The sequence below is a fragment of the Flavobacterium davisii genome (assembly GCF_042182265.1).
GTDB lineage: Bacteria > Bacteroidota > Bacteroidia > Flavobacteriales > Flavobacteriaceae > Flavobacterium > Flavobacterium davisii.
On the sequence record NZ_CP097869.1, the window covers coordinates 2,522,864 to 2,539,623 of the forward strand.

17 protein-coding genes are annotated in these 16,760 nt (G+C 28.7%); 12 read left to right on the forward strand and 5 right to left on the reverse strand.

Features of this window, described 5'->3' with window-relative positions; genetic code table 11:
- The first annotated feature begins 162 nt into the window (after positions 1–162).
- From NAB20_RS10685 to NAB20_RS10720, 8 genes are all read left to right on the forward strand, one after another.
- Positions 163–2,079: a LysM peptidoglycan-binding domain-containing protein gene (locus NAB20_RS10685; protein ID WP_375605115.1), complete on the forward strand. Its 1,917-nt coding sequence runs from the start codon at positions 163–165 to the stop codon at positions 2,077–2,079.
- The gene (locus tag NAB20_RS10690; RefSeq protein ID WP_088390919.1) at positions 2,079–2,483 is read left to right on the forward strand and encodes an OsmC family protein; all 405 of its coding nucleotides are present in this window, start codon (positions 2,079–2,081) and stop codon (positions 2,481–2,483) included. Before NAB20_RS10685 ends, NAB20_RS10690 begins: the two co-directional genes overlap by 1 nt.
- Before the next feature lie 215 nt (positions 2,484–2,698).
- A complete protein-coding gene (locus tag NAB20_RS10695; protein WP_088390917.1) occupies positions 2,699–2,923 on the forward strand; it encodes a DUF3820 family protein in 225 nt (74 codons plus the stop codon).
- A gap of 141 nt (positions 2,924–3,064) precedes the next feature.
- On the forward strand, positions 3,065–4,678 hold the full coding sequence (locus NAB20_RS10700) for a CTP synthase (RefSeq protein WP_088390915.1): 1,614 nt from the start codon (positions 3,065–3,067) through the stop codon (positions 4,676–4,678).
- 71 nt (positions 4,679–4,749) lie between these two features.
- Positions 4,750–6,630 carry a membrane protein insertase YidC gene (yidC, locus tag NAB20_RS10705; RefSeq protein WP_105196972.1) on the forward strand — a complete coding sequence of 627 codons (1,881 nt, stop codon included), beginning with the start codon at positions 4,750–4,752 and terminating at the stop codon, positions 6,628–6,630.
- Between the two features lie 203 nt (positions 6,631–6,833).
- Positions 6,834–7,142, forward strand: a complete 309-nt coding sequence (locus tag NAB20_RS10710; protein WP_123901236.1) for a hypothetical protein — start codon at positions 6,834–6,836, stop codon at positions 7,140–7,142.
- A complete protein-coding gene (locus NAB20_RS10715; RefSeq protein ID WP_105196971.1) occupies positions 7,143–7,475 on the forward strand; it encodes a hypothetical protein in 333 nt (110 codons plus the stop codon).
- A gap of 112 nt (positions 7,476–7,587) precedes the next feature.
- On the forward strand, positions 7,588–8,721 hold the full coding sequence (locus NAB20_RS10720; protein ID WP_105196977.1) for a glutathionylspermidine synthase family protein: 1,134 nt from the start codon (positions 7,588–7,590) through the stop codon (positions 8,719–8,721).
- Positions 8,722–8,822: 101 nt separating this feature from the next.
- On the opposite strand, the gene NAB20_RS10725 is transcribed toward NAB20_RS10720, so the two are convergent.
- Together NAB20_RS10725 and NAB20_RS10730 are read right to left on the reverse strand one after the other, a co-directional pair.
- Positions 8,823–9,734 (reverse strand): glycosyltransferase, encoded by a 912-nt coding sequence (locus NAB20_RS10725; protein WP_088390907.1) that lies wholly within the window; start codon positions 9,732–9,734, stop codon positions 8,823–8,825.
- Positions 9,735–9,737: 3 nt separating this feature from the next.
- On the reverse strand, positions 9,738–10,568 hold the full coding sequence (locus NAB20_RS10730) for a glycosyltransferase family A protein (protein WP_375605116.1): 831 nt from the start codon (positions 10,566–10,568) through the stop codon (positions 9,738–9,740).
- A 105-nt stretch (positions 10,569–10,673) separates the two neighbouring features.
- Between NAB20_RS10730 and NAB20_RS10735 the strand changes: the two genes are divergently transcribed.
- A complete protein-coding gene (locus tag NAB20_RS10735) occupies positions 10,674–11,078 on the forward strand; it encodes an FdtA/QdtA family cupin domain-containing protein (RefSeq protein ID WP_105196970.1) in 405 nt (134 codons plus the stop codon).
- Here the strand turns inward: NAB20_RS10735 and NAB20_RS10740 are convergent.
- The 3 genes from NAB20_RS10740 to rlmH are packed head-to-tail and all read right to left on the reverse strand — an operon-like array spanning position 11,062 to position 13,354.
- Positions 11,062–12,012 (reverse strand): glycosyltransferase family 2 protein, encoded by a 951-nt coding sequence (locus tag NAB20_RS10740; protein WP_127823101.1) that lies wholly within the window; start codon positions 12,010–12,012, stop codon positions 11,062–11,064. The genes NAB20_RS10735 and NAB20_RS10740 overlap by 17 nt on opposite strands.
- A complete protein-coding gene (locus tag NAB20_RS10745; protein WP_127823100.1) occupies positions 11,994–12,881 on the reverse strand; it encodes a glycosyltransferase in 888 nt (295 codons plus the stop codon). The genes NAB20_RS10740 and NAB20_RS10745 overlap by 19 nt, the downstream gene beginning before the upstream one ends.
- On the reverse strand, positions 12,881–13,354 hold the full coding sequence (rlmH, locus tag NAB20_RS10750) for a 23S rRNA (pseudouridine(1915)-N(3))-methyltransferase RlmH (protein WP_375605117.1): 474 nt from the start codon (positions 13,352–13,354) through the stop codon (positions 12,881–12,883). The genes NAB20_RS10745 and rlmH overlap by 1 nt, the downstream gene beginning before the upstream one ends.
- A 94-nt stretch (positions 13,355–13,448) precedes the next feature.
- Here rlmH and NAB20_RS10755 point away from each other — a divergent pair, with 94 nt between their 5' ends.
- The 3 genes from NAB20_RS10755 (at position 13,449) to NAB20_RS10765 (ending at position 16,694) form a co-directional block, all read left to right on the forward strand.
- Positions 13,449–14,492, forward strand: a complete 1,044-nt coding sequence (locus NAB20_RS10755) for a quinone-dependent dihydroorotate dehydrogenase (protein ID WP_375605118.1) — start codon at positions 13,449–13,451, stop codon at positions 14,490–14,492.
- A gap of 21 nt (positions 14,493–14,513) precedes the next feature.
- A complete protein-coding gene (locus NAB20_RS10760; RefSeq protein ID WP_088390927.1) occupies positions 14,514–15,383 on the forward strand; it encodes a hydroxymethylglutaryl-CoA lyase in 870 nt (289 codons plus the stop codon).
- A gap of 114 nt (positions 15,384–15,497) precedes the next feature.
- Complete coding sequence (locus NAB20_RS10765) at positions 15,498–16,694, forward strand: DUF4856 domain-containing protein (protein WP_375605119.1); 1,197 nt, start codon at positions 15,498–15,500, stop codon at positions 16,692–16,694.
- Positions 16,695–16,760 lie beyond the last annotated feature (66 nt).

Below are 16,760 nucleotides of genomic sequence, written 5' to 3' on the forward strand. Positions count from 1 at the left end.
AAATTTTTTGAAAATAGAGTTTCACTACATTAAGAACAAAATCGGTATATTTTTTTAGATTCAAAATCATTTTAGGAACAATGAATTGATTTTATCTATTCACTTTGTTAAGATCTGATATTTAATTTTTTTTTAAACTTGCACTAAATATAATTTACACACATGAAAAAAATTTTTGGGATTTTATTTATTTTAGGAGGACATTTTGTGTCAGCTCAAGTGGCTATGATCAAACACAAAGTGATAAAAGGAGAGAGTATTTCTCAAATAGCGCAGAAATACGGAGTATCAGCCTCTGAAATTTATGATTTAAACCCTGATGCACGTACAAAGATAACAGACAATACGATATTAGTTATAGCTGTTAAAAAGAAAAAGGAAACCATTAAAAAAGAGGTTTTTAAAACCATTAATCATACCGTAATTGAAGGAGAAACTTTATTTAGCATTGCAAAAAAATACCAAGTTACACTTAGCGAGATTGAAAAACTTAATCCTACAGTTGTAAATGGATTAAAGATGGATGAAGTTTTGAAAATTCCTGTAAAAGGAGAGCTGAAATCTGTATCTAAAAATGTAAATGCACAGCAAAAAATACTTATAGAACATACTGTTGTAGCTAAAGAAACAAAATTTGGAATAGCAAAACAATATGGTATTACAGTTGAGGAATTAGAAACTAAAAATCCCGATATTGCGCAAAAAGAGTTAATTATTGGTCAAATTTTATTGGTCAAAGGAAATAAAACAAAAGAAGTAATAAAATCCAAAATAGAAGAGCCTAATCAAACAAAAAAAATAGAAACTTCTAAAGGAGCCACTATAGCTTATACAGTAAAAGCACAAGAAACATTATATAGTTTAACGAATCAATTTGGATGCTCTCAAGAAGAACTAATACTGATGAATCCTGATTTAAAAGAAGGTTTAAAAGAAGGCATGATATTAAAAATTCCAGCTATTTCTAAGAAGAGAGAAGTAAAAAGAGAAATTTTTGATTTAACAAAAAATATTTCAGCAGTAACGGCTAAAAAAATGGCTCTTTTGTTACCTTTTAATATTGCAAAATTAGATCAAGATACTATTAACTCTACTAAATCAAGACTTAAAAAAGATAAATTTCTAAACATGACATTAGATTTTTATTCAGGAGCTCTAATAGCGATAGATTCTATTAATAAATTAGGCGCAAAAGTAGATGTAACCATTTTAGATTCAGATGAAACACGATCTTCTTCCAATATTCCTACTTTGGTAAATGAATATGATTTAAAAACATACGATGCTGTTGTAGGGCCTTTTTATCAAAATAATGTTGAAAAATTAGCCGCTATATTAGAAACAGTTCCTGTTATTTCGCCATTATCTAAAGATTATGATAAAAAATTCCCTAATCTTTATCAAGCCACTCCTTTGTCAGAAGATATTAAAAGAGCCATGTTTGATTTTATGCGATCAAAAAATGGAAATATTATAGCAATAGTAGATCCTAAAAAACAATCAGCAAAGCAATATATACAAGAAAATTATAAAGAAACTAAATTTGTAAATGTTTCAGATACAGGTGTTTTGGAAGTTTCTCATTTGAAGTCATTATTAGTTGCGGGCAAAACAAATTATGTAGTAATGGAGACAGAAAAAACAAATTTAATTTTATCTATTACAACTAATCTTTTAGCTTTACAAAAACAATTTGATATAAAATTGGTTATTTTAGGAGAAAATGAAGCCCTTGATTTTGAAGAAATTCAAATGAATAGATTAACGAAATTAAAAATGCACTATCCTTCTCAATATAGAGTAAATACCTCTAAAGAATATCAAAATTTCGAAAATCAATATAAAAGAAAAAATAAAATCAATCCCAATACATTTGCTATTAGAGGATTTGATGTAACATTTGATACACTTTTACGACTTATACAAGAAAAACCTTTTGCAGATACGGCTAATGATAATAGTACAGAACAAGCAGAAAGTAGATTTGATTACCAATCCAATCCAGAAGGAGGGTTTTATAATAAAGGAATTTATATTTTATATTACGATACCGATTTAACAATTAAGCAAGCAAATTAATGGCAACTTCTAAAGTAACTTATTTAGGGGAATTACGTACCTCTTCAATTCATTTAAATTCAGGTACTGAAATACTTTCAGATGCTCCAATAGATAATCATGGTAAGGGAGAAGCATTTTCTCCAACGGATATAGTAGCTAACGCTTTAGCTTCTTGTATACTTACTATTATGGCAATTAAAGCAAAAGAAATGACATTGGATCTATTAGATTCTACAGCAGAAGTAACGAAAATAATGGGAACAGAACCTAGACGTATTGCTGAAATACATATAGTTTTCTCAATGTCTATAAATCCAGATGAAAAAACAAAAACTATTTTGGAACGTACTGCCATGAATTGTCCTGTTTTTCATAGTTTACATCCCGATATTAAAAAAGAAATAGTTTTTAATTGGAAATAATTCAGTAAAAAAAGATATGCAATAAAAAGGGTTAAGAGTAACCCCCCAGATTTTTAAAAATTGGGGGTTATTGTTAACAAAAGATAAAAACAAGAATAGTTATAAATCAACCTTGTTTTTTATTTCGATTAGAAGATTAACAATAACATAACAATAAGATTTTTAATATTCTTTAGTTGTAAATGATAGGTTTTGATTGAAGAATTTGAAATTTAATGAACCAAGAACATCTTATAAAATTAGCCCATACTAAAATGCCTTTTGGGAAATATGAAGGGCGTTATCTGATTGATTTACCAGAACATTACATAGTATGGTATAAGCAAAAAGGTTTCCCTAATGGATTGTTAGGGCAACAGCTTGATTTAATATATGAACTGAAACTGAATGGGCTCGAAGAGTTGGTTCGTAATATTCAGCGAAATTTCCCTAAAAAATAAGTACCTGATTTTAGGAGTCTAAACGAATTTGCTTTTGAACACAATTGAAATTTATTTTTTTTGTGATTGCTAAATTGGAATTTCATACTAAATAATTGTATTTTTGCGCGGTTTTAAACAACAATACAACAACACAACACAATGAATCAAACAAAGTATATTTTTGTTACAGGAGGGGTAACTTCTTCTTTAGGTAAAGGAATTATTGCAGCTTCATTAGCAAAATTATTGCAAGCAAGAGGGTATAGAACCACTATTCAAAAATTTGATCCTTATATTAATGTGGATCCAGGGACATTAAATCCGTATGAACACGGTGAATGTTATGTAACTGATGATGGAGCTGAAACAGATTTAGATTTAGGTCATTATGAGCGTTTCTTAAATGTACCCACATCTCAAGCTAATAATGTGACCACAGGAAGAGTTTATCTTTCAGTAATTGAAAAAGAAAGAAGAGGTGAATTTTTAGGGAAAACAGTACAGGTCGTACCTCATATTACAAACGAAATTAAAGAACGTATGCAGTTGCTTGGTAAAAGTGGCGAATACGATATTGTTATTACCGAAATAGGAGGCACAGTGGGCGATATTGAATCTTTACCTTATATTGAGTCAGTTCGCCAGTTATTATGGGAATTAGGAGATGATAACGGAATTGTAGTGCACTTGACTTTAGTGCCATTTTTATCTGCTGCGGGTGAGCTAAAAACAAAACCGACTCAGCATTCTGTAAAAACATTAATGGAGAGTGGAATAAAAGCAGACATTTTGGTTTGTAGAACAGAACATGAGTTAACTTCTGATATGAGACAAAAATTGGCTTTATTCTGTAATGTGAAAAAAGAAGCTGTAATACAGTCAATAGATGCCTCTACTATTTATGATGTACCGAATCTTATGTTAGAAGAAGGTTTAGATCGTGTAGCACTAAAAAAATTAAGTTTACCAGAAAAAAATACTCCCGATTTAAAACAATGGAATGAATTTTTGCATCGTTTAAAAAATCCAAAATATGAAGTAAACATTGGTTTAGTAGGGAAATATGTAGAATTACAAGATTCATACAAATCAATTTTGGAGGCTTTTATTCATGCAGGAGCAAAAAATGAAACGAAAATAAATGTTATTTCTATTCATTCAGAATATTTAGATGCTAAATCGGTAGGTACTCAACTAAAAGGTTTAGATGGCATACTAGTAGCACCAGGATTTGGTGAACGAGGTATAGAAGGAAAAATAGAAACAGTTCGATATGCACGTGAAAATAAAATTCCTTTTTTCGGAATTTGTTTAGGAATGCAAATGGCTGTTATAGAATACGGTCGTAATGTATTAGGATTAAAAGATGCCAATTCTACAGAAATGAATAAGGGGACTTCGGCACCTGTTATAAACTTAATGGAAGAACAAAAGAGTATAACAGATAAAGGAGGAACGATGCGCTTAGGAGCATGGAAATGCCAGTTAAAAGAAGGGTCTTTAGCAAAATCTATTTATGGAGTAACAGATATTCTAGAGCGCCATCGTCATAGATATGAATTTAATGGAGATTATCTGGAAGTAATGGAAAATGCAGGTTTGAAAGCTTCTGGAGTAAATCCAGATACGGGGTTAGTAGAAGTAGTTGAATTAGAAAATCATCCCTTCTTTATAGGAGTACAATATCACCCAGAATATAAAAGTACAGTAGCTAATCCACATCCTATTTTTGTTAAGTTTGTGGAAGCTGCCGTAAAAAATAAAATTAATTAGTTTAAAGTAAAATGTTGAATGTATTTAAAATATTCAACTTTCCGAATTTTAAACGCTGAACTAAAAAGGAAATGGAAGAAAAAAAGTTAGACCTTAATTCGATTATCGGATTTACGTTAATTTTCGGTATTATGATGTGGATAATGTACAAAAATCAACCCACACAAGCGGAAATTGATGCTGAAAAAGCTAAAAAAGAAAAAATAGTAAAAACAAAACAAAAATTAGCTAAAACAACAGATTTAATTGCTGTAGGAGTTGACTCTACTAAAGTTACAGCAGCTTTAAAAGCGACATTGGGAAGCTTTGCTTATTCAGCAACCTTGCCTTCAGCAAAAGAAGCCTATACAACCTTAGAAAATGAATTAGTAAGTTTAAAAATTGCTAACAAAGGAGGATATATTGTAGATGCTACTTTAAAAAATTTCAAATCGATAGATGAAAAGGGGCCATTAGTGCAGTTAATAAAAAATAATAACGCACAACTTAACTTAACTTTTCAAACAAAAGAAGGTAAGAATTTGAATACAAAAGACTTGTTTTTTGAGCCTATTTTAACGAAAGTAGGGGCTAATCAAGTACTATCAATGCGTTTGAAAACATCTCAAGATGCTTATTTAGAGTATAAGTATGTTTTAAAACCTAACGATTATATGTTAGATTTTGATGTACATTCACAAGGTTTAGCGACTGTATTTAATACCTCAACTCCTGCTAACTTAATTTGGGATTTGAAAACTTATCGTAATGAAAAAAGCGTAAGTTACGAGAATCGTTATACAGAAGTAGTGTATGAATACGAATCAGGAAAAGATAATTATTTAAATCAATCGGATGAAGAAGAAAGTATTTCAGATTTAACCTATGTGGCTTTTAAGCAACATTTTTTCTCTTCTATATTATTAACTAGAACACCTATTAAAACAGCTAAATTATCAACCCAAAATTTAGTAAAAGATGCTGCGGTAGACACTACTTTTACTAAAAAGTTTGGAGCGGTGTTACCACTAGCTTATACAAATGGAGAGTTAGATTATAAAATGAACTGGTATTATGGTCCTTCAGATTATAAAATTTTAAATGCTTATGATCGTAATTTAGATGAAATTATACCATTAGGTTGGGGGATTTTTGGATGGATTAACAAATTTATATTTGTACCATTGTTTGGGTTAATGAGTACTTTCTTACCTTACGGTATTGCTATTATCCTATTTACAGTTTTGATTAAATTAACAATGTCTCCTTTTACTTATAAATCATTCTTGTCACAAGCCAAAATGAAAGTATTGCGACCAGAAATGAATGAGATAAATGAGAAGTTTTCTAAAGATCCAATGAAAAAGCAGCAGGAAACCATGAAACTGTATAATAAAGCAGGTGTAAACCCTATGGCAGGATGTATACCCGCTTTAATTCAATTGCCTTTCATGTACGCTTCTTTCCAGTTTTTTCCATCTGCTATTCAATTAAGGCAACAAGGGTTTTTATGGGCTAAAGATTTATCATCGTATGATTTAATAGCTAAGTTACCATTTAACGTTCCTTTGTATGGAGATCATATTAGTTTATTTCCAATTTTAGCGGCCATTGCTATTTTCTTTTATATGAAATATACAACAGGAGATCAAGCTATGTCAGCACCACCACAAGAAGGGATGCCTGATATGGCAGGAATCATGAAGATGATGATTTGGATTTCACCTATTATGATGTTGATATTTTTTAATAATTACGGTTCAGGTTTAAGTTTGTATAACTTATTTTCAAACTTAATGACTTTAGGTCTAATGTTTTATATTAAAAAATTCTTAGTAGATGATGCAAAAATTCATGCACAAATACAAGAAAATAAACAAAAAGAACCTAAAAAACCAGGTAAGTTCCAACAAAAATTACAAGAAGCGATGGAACAAGCTCAAAAACAACAAGAAGAAAAGAAAAGAAAATAAAAAAAATATTAGCTATAGTAAGCTTTTAAAATAAGCCGTTTCAATACTAAATTTGAGACGGTTTTTTTAGATTCATTTTTTTTCTAAATAGCTTAATGAATAATGACTAATTATTTCTTTCTTTCTTAGGAATCTTTTACTGTAACAAAAAAAGTACGCCTAATAGGGCATACTATAAGAATATAATAAAATTAATATTAAAAATGTATAAAAAAGTAATTGCTTTATTGGCATTAAGTTTTCTTATGTCTAATTGTTATGATTATAAAGAAGACGTAGTAACAGAAGTAGATAAAGAAGGATCTGTTGAAACAGAAATGACTATTGAACATATTGATAGCGAAAGAGATCTCGTTATTACTAAGCACAAAGTTTGGTCAAAAGGAAATTTGAGTAAAGAAATCGTTTATAAAGATACAGTACCAGCATTAGGAGAATATGAGGAAGAGGATGAAGAAGGTAAAATTGTAAAGGGAAAAAAAGAGTATGAAATATATTTTACAGCAAAATAAATGAAAAAGTCGAGTATTATTAATTTAGTATTGGTGGCAACTATTACAGCTGCCTGTGGTAAAAAAGAGGAAGAATGGGAAGGAGGAGGAACTGGAAGAAAAGTTTATTTACGTTCAGATACTACAGCAGTTTATACTAAAAGCGAACAGCCTCAACATTCCTATCATGCTTTTAGAGCTTATAGTTTATCAGGAGGCTCAGGTAAATATTCAAGACGAACTGGTTATTATTCAGATGGCATACATTATAGCTCAAATGTAGGACATAATAGTAGTAAAGGTAGTGTAAGCAGAGGAGGTTTTGGACATTCTAGTTTTCACGTATCATCTTAAAATTATATTTATTCAAATTTTAAGTTTACATATAACCACTTAAATTCTGTGTTACGATATTTTATTATAACGAATTAAAGAATTGCAAGAATTAAAAACAGAGCGAATTAAAATGAATAGAATAGCAATTTCTCCAAGAACTGATTGGAAAATAAAGGTAGAAAAATTGGGTTTTAATTTTCATTCTATAGGAGAAAAATATTGGGATGAATCTGTATTTTATGAATTTTCTATAGATGAAATTACCAGAATTGAAAGTGCTACAGCTCAATTATGGGAAATGTGTTTACACGTTGTAGAATACGTAATTGAACGTAATTTATTTCATAAATTTCATATTCCTAGTTGGTTTATACCACATATAAAAAGAACTTGGGAAAATGAAGATCCTTCCATTTACGGACGTTTTGATTTTTGTTATAAAAATGGTAAATTAAAAATGTTGGAGTTTAATGCCGATACACCTACATCTTTATTTGAAGCTAGTATTGTACAGTGGTTTTGGTTACAAGAATGTTATCCGTATTGTGATCAATTTAACTCTATTCATGAAAAACTAATTGCTTATTGGGACTATGTAAAACCTTATTTAAAAGGCTCTAAATTGCATTTTACCAGCGTACCTGATTCTTTAGAAGACATAACAACGGTACGTTATTTACAAGATTGTGCGATGCAAGCAGGGCTAGACACGCATTATACATCTATAGATCAGTTGGGATGGGATAGCTATAATCAAATTTTTGTTGATGATAAAGATAGTAGTATTGCTTCTATTTTTAAGTTATATCCTTATGAATGGATGGTTAATGAAGAATTTGGAAAAAATATAATAATAGATAAAAATAAAACATTTTGGATAGAACCCAGCTGGAAAATGCTATTGTCTAATAAAGCATTATTACCTATCTTATGGGAACTATATCCCAATCATGAATATTTGTTAGCTAGTTATTTTGATTCACCTAAAGAATTAACTTCTTGGTGCGAAAAACCTATTTTATCAAGAGAAGGCGCAAATGTAAAATTAATTAAAAACGGGATTTTGTTAACGAGTACACAAGGAGAATATGGAGAAGAAGGCTTTATATATCAAGAATTGGCAGAGCTACCTGATTTTTATGATAATTATCCTTTAATAGGCAGTTGGATTATAGGACAAGAACCAGCAGGTATTGGGATAAGAGAATCGAGATCTTTAATAACCGATAATACCTCTCGTTTTGTACCTCATTTGATAAGATAAAAAAGCTAGAAGTTCTGAATTGGATTTAATCAACTTTAGATAATATTTTTTAAATCAGATTAGGCGAATAGATTGACTTCACCAATTCATTTCGTTAGAGTTTAATGCCTAATTTGAGGTAAAAATTTTAAATGAATTTTTAGCTTTAAAATAAGTAGTTGAAAACAAAGAAAATAATTGCCATTTTTGAAATTTAAAACTATTTCATAATGAACTCTTTTTAACATAGCTGTATTTTCTTTTTTTGTTGTATTTTGTTTAAAAGCTTTAATTAAAATCTTATAGGTGGAATTGTTTAAACGTTTAGAAAAAGTATTGTGTTTTTTGAAAAAATATTGGTACATAGAATTATTTAATTCTCTTTTTTGTACCAGAATTTCATCAATAAATTCAAAGTCAAATTTTTTAGAAGCTCTTATCCATATATCAAAATCTTCATAAGCTAATGACTCATCGTAACCTCCTAATGATTTTAGTATATCTGATTTTATCATAGATGAAACAGAACACATTTTTTCCTCTCCAGCTAAAAGAGAAATATATATAAATCCTGAAGGAGGTTGTTTAATTACTTTTTTATAAGTATTTACAGGATAATAATAGCCCAAATGATTGTCCTTTTCGTCAATAATTTCTAAATTTCCATAAACTAATGCCAAATTCTTATAAGTTGTATTTGAAAAAGTTTCGACTTGTTTTTTTACACAATCTAAGGTTAAAACATCATCAGCTGCTAAATCAATAATGTATTTTCCTTTTGCTTGTTTAAAGAGATTATTAAAGGTTTTTGTATTTCCTAAGTTAGTTTTGTTAGCTATAAAAAATACCTGTGGATATTTGGTTATCCATTTTTTAATTACTTCTACTGAATCATCCTGACTGGCATCATCTGCAATTAGTAATTCAATATTTTTATAAGATTGATGAATGACAGAATCTAAGGCTTTACTTACAAAAGAAGCATGATTATAACATAAGCAAATAATAGTGACAAGAGGATTCTTTTCTTCCATTAATTAAAGGGAATTTAATTTTGATAATTCTAAATATTTTGTTTTGCCTTTTAATCCCATAAAAAAAGCTTTTTTAATATGATAAAATTTTAAGATACCTTGTTTTAAATCAAAAAAAAGTTTTAATAAAAGCCAAAAAATATATCTATTTTTAAAAATATGGGCATATACGGCACCATAAGCAAAATATTTTTCACTAAAATGAATTTTATCAGTAGTCGTTAAATTGGGATGCGTTACGATGGTTTCAGGAATAAAATCAATGCGATACCCCTTTTTCTTTAAATTGGATAAAAAAACAGGTTCTTCTCCGAGTCCAAACATAGCATTTAATCCAAACCAATCATTATATTTGAGATATGAAGGATTAATATTTTGTCTGTTAATAGTTATTTCTATATTGGCTACATTGAGTATATCTATAGCCTTAATATTTTCTTTTTTTTGAGAAGGATATTTTTTTAATAAAGTTTTATCATCTTTTTTTGCTTGAAAACAAATGACATGTGTATTAGGAAAATTATTATAATTCTTTAAAAGTATTTTTTCAAAATCTTTCTCAAAAACGATATCATCGTCAGCAATTACAAGAATAGTTCCGTAAGCATTTTGTAATGCTATGTTTCTACTTATAGATAAGCCAATAGTATAAGTGTTAATTACTCGTATATTTGGATGATTGCTGTGTAGAATATTTTTTGTTGTGGTTTGATTTATAATCAAGATATTAAAGCCAATATTGCTAAAATCAGCAAACATTTGATATAGAAAATTTAAAGAATTTCTATTCATTGTAGAAACTAATATTTCAATATCTTTCTTTTCTATCTCCATTTATAAAATTTTAAACAAACTTATAAATTATTATTATTTAAATCCAATAGGGCTAAATTTATATTTTATAAATTAAATGTATTTTTGTTTAGTAAATTAAGATAAATGAAAACAAGAATTATTTCAATACCCAAAGTAGAGGACATGCGTGGAAATCTTGGTATTATTGAAGGTAATACTTTACCTTTTCCTATAAAACGAGTTTATTATTTATTTGATGTACCCAGCAGTGCATCAAGAGGAGGTCATGCTCATAAAGAACAATTAGAGTTTTTAATTTCTATTTCAGGGAGTTTTGATGTCTTAATTGATGATGGAAGTAATAAAGAAAGAATAACTTTAAATAAACCAGATAAAGGATTGCTTATTCCTACTAAGATGTGGCGAGAACTAGATAACTTTTCATCAGGTGCCGTATGTTTAGTAATCTCTTCTGGTGAATTTGATGAAGATGATTACATTAGAAATTACGATAGTTTTATAAAATATACATCTAATTGTAAATACTAAAATCAAAACCTTTATTTCTTAAAAAACGTTTAGAAAATAATAAGCTTAGTAATATAATTCTAGGTAGGTGAAATAATATTCTAAATCTCCAACTAATATTACAGGAAGAGATTTTGTTGTAATAATTTTTAGCCTGATTATAATCTTTTGCCATTTTAAAATGTAAAGAATATTCTTTTCTATAGATATCTAAGAATTGCTTTAAAGAATTATTATCTTTTTCTGCTGTGTTAAATTGGTCTAAGTGACATAATTTTTTTTGAGTTATAGGCGTTTTAGATAGTTGATTATCAATTATAAAATTGTATTCCGTCGTGTAAGAACTCGTGATAGCTATCGGGTAGGAAATGGCTATTTGTGTAAATAATTCTAAATCCTGACCACTACTTACATCAATGTTAAAAGCAAAACCTAATTGGAATAAATAGTTAGGAATTACTACGGCAGATGGGAGTCCAACTCTGTATACAAGACTTGTTTTAAAATAATCTTTCAAAACACCTTTGTAATCATCGCTAATTTCATAAGAGTAACTAATAGGAATAATTTTATGCTTTGAAATTTTCATGAAATATCGACTACAATACATACCACAATTAGGATGTAATGTATAAAGTTGATATAATTCTTCTAAATGATTTTTTTTCCAAAGATCATCAGCGTCTAAAAAAGCTATTAATGTGCCCTTTGCATTTTTTATACCTAAATTCCGGGCACTAGAAACACCCTTATTTTGTTGATTAAAAATTCGTATTCTAGAATCATTAATATTTTGTATAATTTCCAAGCTTTTATCTGTACTTCCATCATTTACAATGATGATTTCAAAATTCGAATAACTTTGATCAATTACACTTGTTAGAGTGTTATATATATAATTTTCTTTATTATAAAGAGGTATGATTACAGAAAATGTTAGTTTATTTTTTTGCATAAATAACCTAATTTATATAAGTCTAATAAAAAAAGAAAAGGCCTTTTGGAAACTAAATTTTGTTTCATAGTAGGTTCTAAAAAATCAAAAAATAAAGCAAGAAAAAAATTCAGTTTATATTTTTTTATGATATAAAATACTTTTGTTAAATGAATATCTTTTTTGTTTACAAATGAGTTTTGAGTTGCATAATAAGCGTTAATACTTGCTTTTTTGCTTTTTTCTAAAAATAGAAGAGAATTTTCTTCATTTAAATGAGTTAGAGGATTATCTATATGATGAATAAAAATATGCTGTTTTTCTAGATTTTTTATAAAAATTAAATCTTCATAGCCATAATTTTTTATTTGTTTATGAAAAGAAATAGTTTTAAAAATTTCTCTCTTTATAATTAAGTTCCAACTAAAAGTAAAATCGTAAGGTTTTTTTAATCTATGTGAAATGGATTTGATTTCTCTTTCATTTCCGTATTTCCAACGCAAAATTTGATCATTGGTTTTAGGGTGTAAAGGATATTTAACACCTCCAAAAAGAACATCAACGGAATCGTCTAGATTTTCTAAAAAGATTTTAATATAGTTATTATTAAAAGGAAAAGAGTCTGCTTCAAGAATTAGAAGATATTTATATCGTGCAGCAAAAGCAAGGGTATTTAAATTTTGACCTCTTCCTAATCTTTTGCTTGAAATAGTAAACGAAGCATTTGTAAGTTTATTTATGGCTTCATTTTTTATATTTAAATTTGAATTAGAAAAATCATCTTGACAAAGTATCTCAAAAATAATATTTTCTTTACTACATTGTTTATGGATTTCTTGTACTAAAGGAAAAATATTATAGTTATATGTAGGAACTAAAATGGATAACATTATTGATGATGATAAGGTTCGTTTCGTAAAATAGTAAAACCTCTATAAATTTGTTCTATGAAAAATAGACGAACCATTTGATGAGAAAATGTCATAGGAGAAAGTGCTAATTTACCATTTGCTTTTTTATAAAGAGTATCACTAAAACCATAGGGACCACCAATTACAAAAACTAAAGTCTTGATTCCAGAGTTCATCTTTTTTTGAAGTTCTTCTGAAAAACCTATACTAGAAAATGATTTGCCATTTTCATCTAAAAGAATCAAATGGTCACTCGATGTTAATTTTGCTAAAATTAGTTCGCCTTCTTTTTCTTTTTGCTGTGATTCGGATAAATTTTTAACATTTTTTATATCCGGTATAATTTCCAAATCAAATTTTATATAAAAAGACAAACGTTTGATATAATCATCAATTAGTATTTGTAAATTTTTATTATCCGTTTTACCAATGGTTATTAATTTGATGTTCATAATAAAATTAAGAAATTATTAAGAGCAAAAATACAAACCAATTTTAAATTTTGCTGTTGAATTGTTATTTTTGCACAACAACACAACAAATTATATGTATAAACAACTTATTCGTCCGTTACTTTTTAAATTCGATCCTGAAGAAGTACATCATTTTACCTTTGCAACTATTCGTTTACTGAATAAAATACCAGGGGTTTCGTTTATTATAAAAAATAATTTTAAAATAGAAGATAAACGTTTAGAAAGAGAAGTTTTTGGATTAAAATTTAAGAACCCCGTAGGACTTGCGGCAGGTTTTGACAAAGATGCTAAATTATTTAATGAATTATCCGATTTTGGTTTTGGTTTTATTGAAATAGGAACTCTTACACCTAAAGCGCAAGAAGGGAATCCTAAGAAAAGATTATTTAGATTGTTAGAAGATTCCGCTATCATCAATAGAATGGGATTTAATAATGGAGGAATAGAAGAGGCTATTCAACGTTTGAAAAAAAATAAAGGCGTACTTATAGGTGGGAATATAGGTAAAAACAAAGTAACGCCTAATGAAAATGCAGTGGATGATTATACAATATGTTTTGAAGCCTTATATGATTATGTTGATTATTTTGTTGTTAATGTAAGTTCTCCTAATACACCCGGTTTACGAGAATTACAAGATAAAGAACCATTAACAAATCTTCTGCGATCACTTCAAGAACTCAATTTTAAAAAATATGTAGGAGTAGAGGAGATGCAAGGTGAAGTAAAACCTATTTTATTAAAAATTGCTCCCGATTTAACAAACAATCAATTGCTAGACATTATTGATATCGTTAAAGATTCAAAAATTGCAGGAGTTATAGCAACCAATACTACAATTTCTAGAGAAGGATTACAATCAGTTAATAAAAATGAAGTAGGCGGTCTCTCAGGTAAACCCTTAAAAGAGCGATCAACAGAAGTAATTCGTTTTTTGTCTGAAAATAGTAACCATGCGTTTCCTATTATTGGAGTAGGAGGTATTCATAGCGCACAGGATGCTATTGATAAATTAAATGCAGGAGCTAGTTTAGTACAGTTATATACGGGATTTATATATGAAGGACCTGCGCTAATTAAAGCAATCAATAAAAAAATTTTAGAACAAACCTAATTTTAGATAAAGACTCTTATGATGAATGCTGAAAAAATTAAGTTAATCGAATGTCCCCGTGATGCTATGCAAGGCATAAAAGATTTTATACCAACCGATAAAAAAGTACAGTATATACAATCCTTATTACGTGTTGGTTTTGACACGATTGATTTTGGAAGTTTTGTTTCAGCAAAAGCAATACCTCAAATGCAGGATACTGCTGAAGTATTAGCTCAGTTAGATTTGTCTAATACCAAAAGTAAATTATTAGCTATAGTTGCTAATACACAAGGAGCAAAAAATGCAGTACAGTATAAAGAAATAAACTATTTGGGTTTCCCTTTTTCTATTTCCGAAAATTTTCAGATGCGTAATACGCATAAAACGATAGCAGAGGCATTGGTAACATTACAAGAAATAATGGATATAGCAGAACAATCAGATAAAGAACTTGTTACCTATATATCTATGGGTTTTGGAAATCCCTATGGAGATCCTTGGAATGTAGAAATAGTAGGAGAGTGGACGGAAAGATTAGCCTCTATGGGAGTTAAGATTTTATCTTTATCTGATACTATCGGTTCTTCTACTCCAGATGTTATAAACTATTTATTTTCAAATCTTATTCCAAAATATCCTAATATTGAATTTGGAGCTCATTTGCATACAACTCCTGATAAATGGTTTGAAAAAATAGACAGTGCTTATAAAGCGGGTTGTAGACGTTTTGATGGCGCTATAAAAGGACATGGAGGATGTCCCATGGCAACAGATAAACTTACAGGAAATATGCCTACAGAAAAGATGATATCTTATTTTACTGCTCAAAAAGCAAATCATGATTTAAGTGCAATGAGTTTTGAAAGTGCTTATAATGAGGCATTAAAGATTTTTAATCATTATCATTAATTTTTATGCTATTGTTTTATTTAAAAATAATCTAAATAAACTTTGTTTTGTTTAGAATCAGTCTTTATATTTGTATCGACTTATTTTTAAATGATCTAAATAAAATATTAAAAAATGAATTTCAATAAATTTTTGCTGGCATCTTTACCAGTAGTTTCTTTAGTAGTTTCTTCTTGTTCTAAAGAAGAACAAGTAATAGCTAATGATAAAACGTATGTTACACCCCCTACTTATACCTTTGATCGTAATGGTGCTACAACAGTCGATTTTAGTGGTCAAAAATCTAGAATTTTAATGCTTCAGGAAATTGCAGATTATGTTAAAACTCAAGGAGCTGGTGGTCTTGCTGTAAGTGATGTTAAATTATTAGACATGTATGCTAATACTAATTCGCCATTTACAAATGCAGAGTTAAATACTTCCGTAACAAAACAATTAAAAGATAAAACAGCCGCTTCTGTAGATTATTTTTCATCTAATAGCATAGAGCAAGCTGAAGAAAGAACATTTTTTGAAAATCAATTAAGAATATTAGGAAGTGCTGGTACTGGTGCAGCGACTCAAGGGGTTGCAGGTATTTTTGAAAAAAGATATTATGCTGCTAATGGATTAGAGCCAGTTCAGGTAGTTTTAAAAGGCTTAATGGGAGCGTGTTTTATAGATCAAATTTGTAACAATTATTTAAGTACAAAAAAATTAGATGCGGCTACAAATAAAGAAGATAATACAAACAAAAAACTAAAGTCTGGTACGAATTATACAGAAATGGAACATGCTTGGGATGAAGCTTATGGTTATGTTTATGGAGCTGGTCGTGATGCAGATGGAAAAAATGCTAAATTTTGGGATAGTTATATAGATCAAGTAAATGCAGATAAAGATTTTAATACTTTAAAAGCAGATATTAATTTAGCTTTTAGAAAAGGTAGAGCAGCTATTGTAAATAATGACTATGTTACTCGTGATGCTCAAATTGCTATAATTAAAGAAAAATTAGCAAAAGTAGCCGCTGTACGTGCAGTATATTACTTAATGGAAGGAAAGAAAAGTTTAGTTAATGGAGCAGGAAAAACATTTCATGCTTTATCAGAAGGATATGGTTTTATTAAATGTTTGAGATATACAAATAAACCAGGTACTAACAATCCTTATCTTTCTAAAAACGAAGTAGATACTATTTTAAAGACTTTAACAGCCGGTAAAAATGGTTTTTGGGATGTTGATTATTCTAAAAATAATTTAGAGACTTTAGCGAAACAAATTGCGGATAAATTTGGTTTTACAGTAGCTCAAGCAGAAACAGTTGATTAGAAAAATAAAACATAAATAATATAAAATAAACCAAGTATTAATCTATGATTAGTACTTGGTTATATT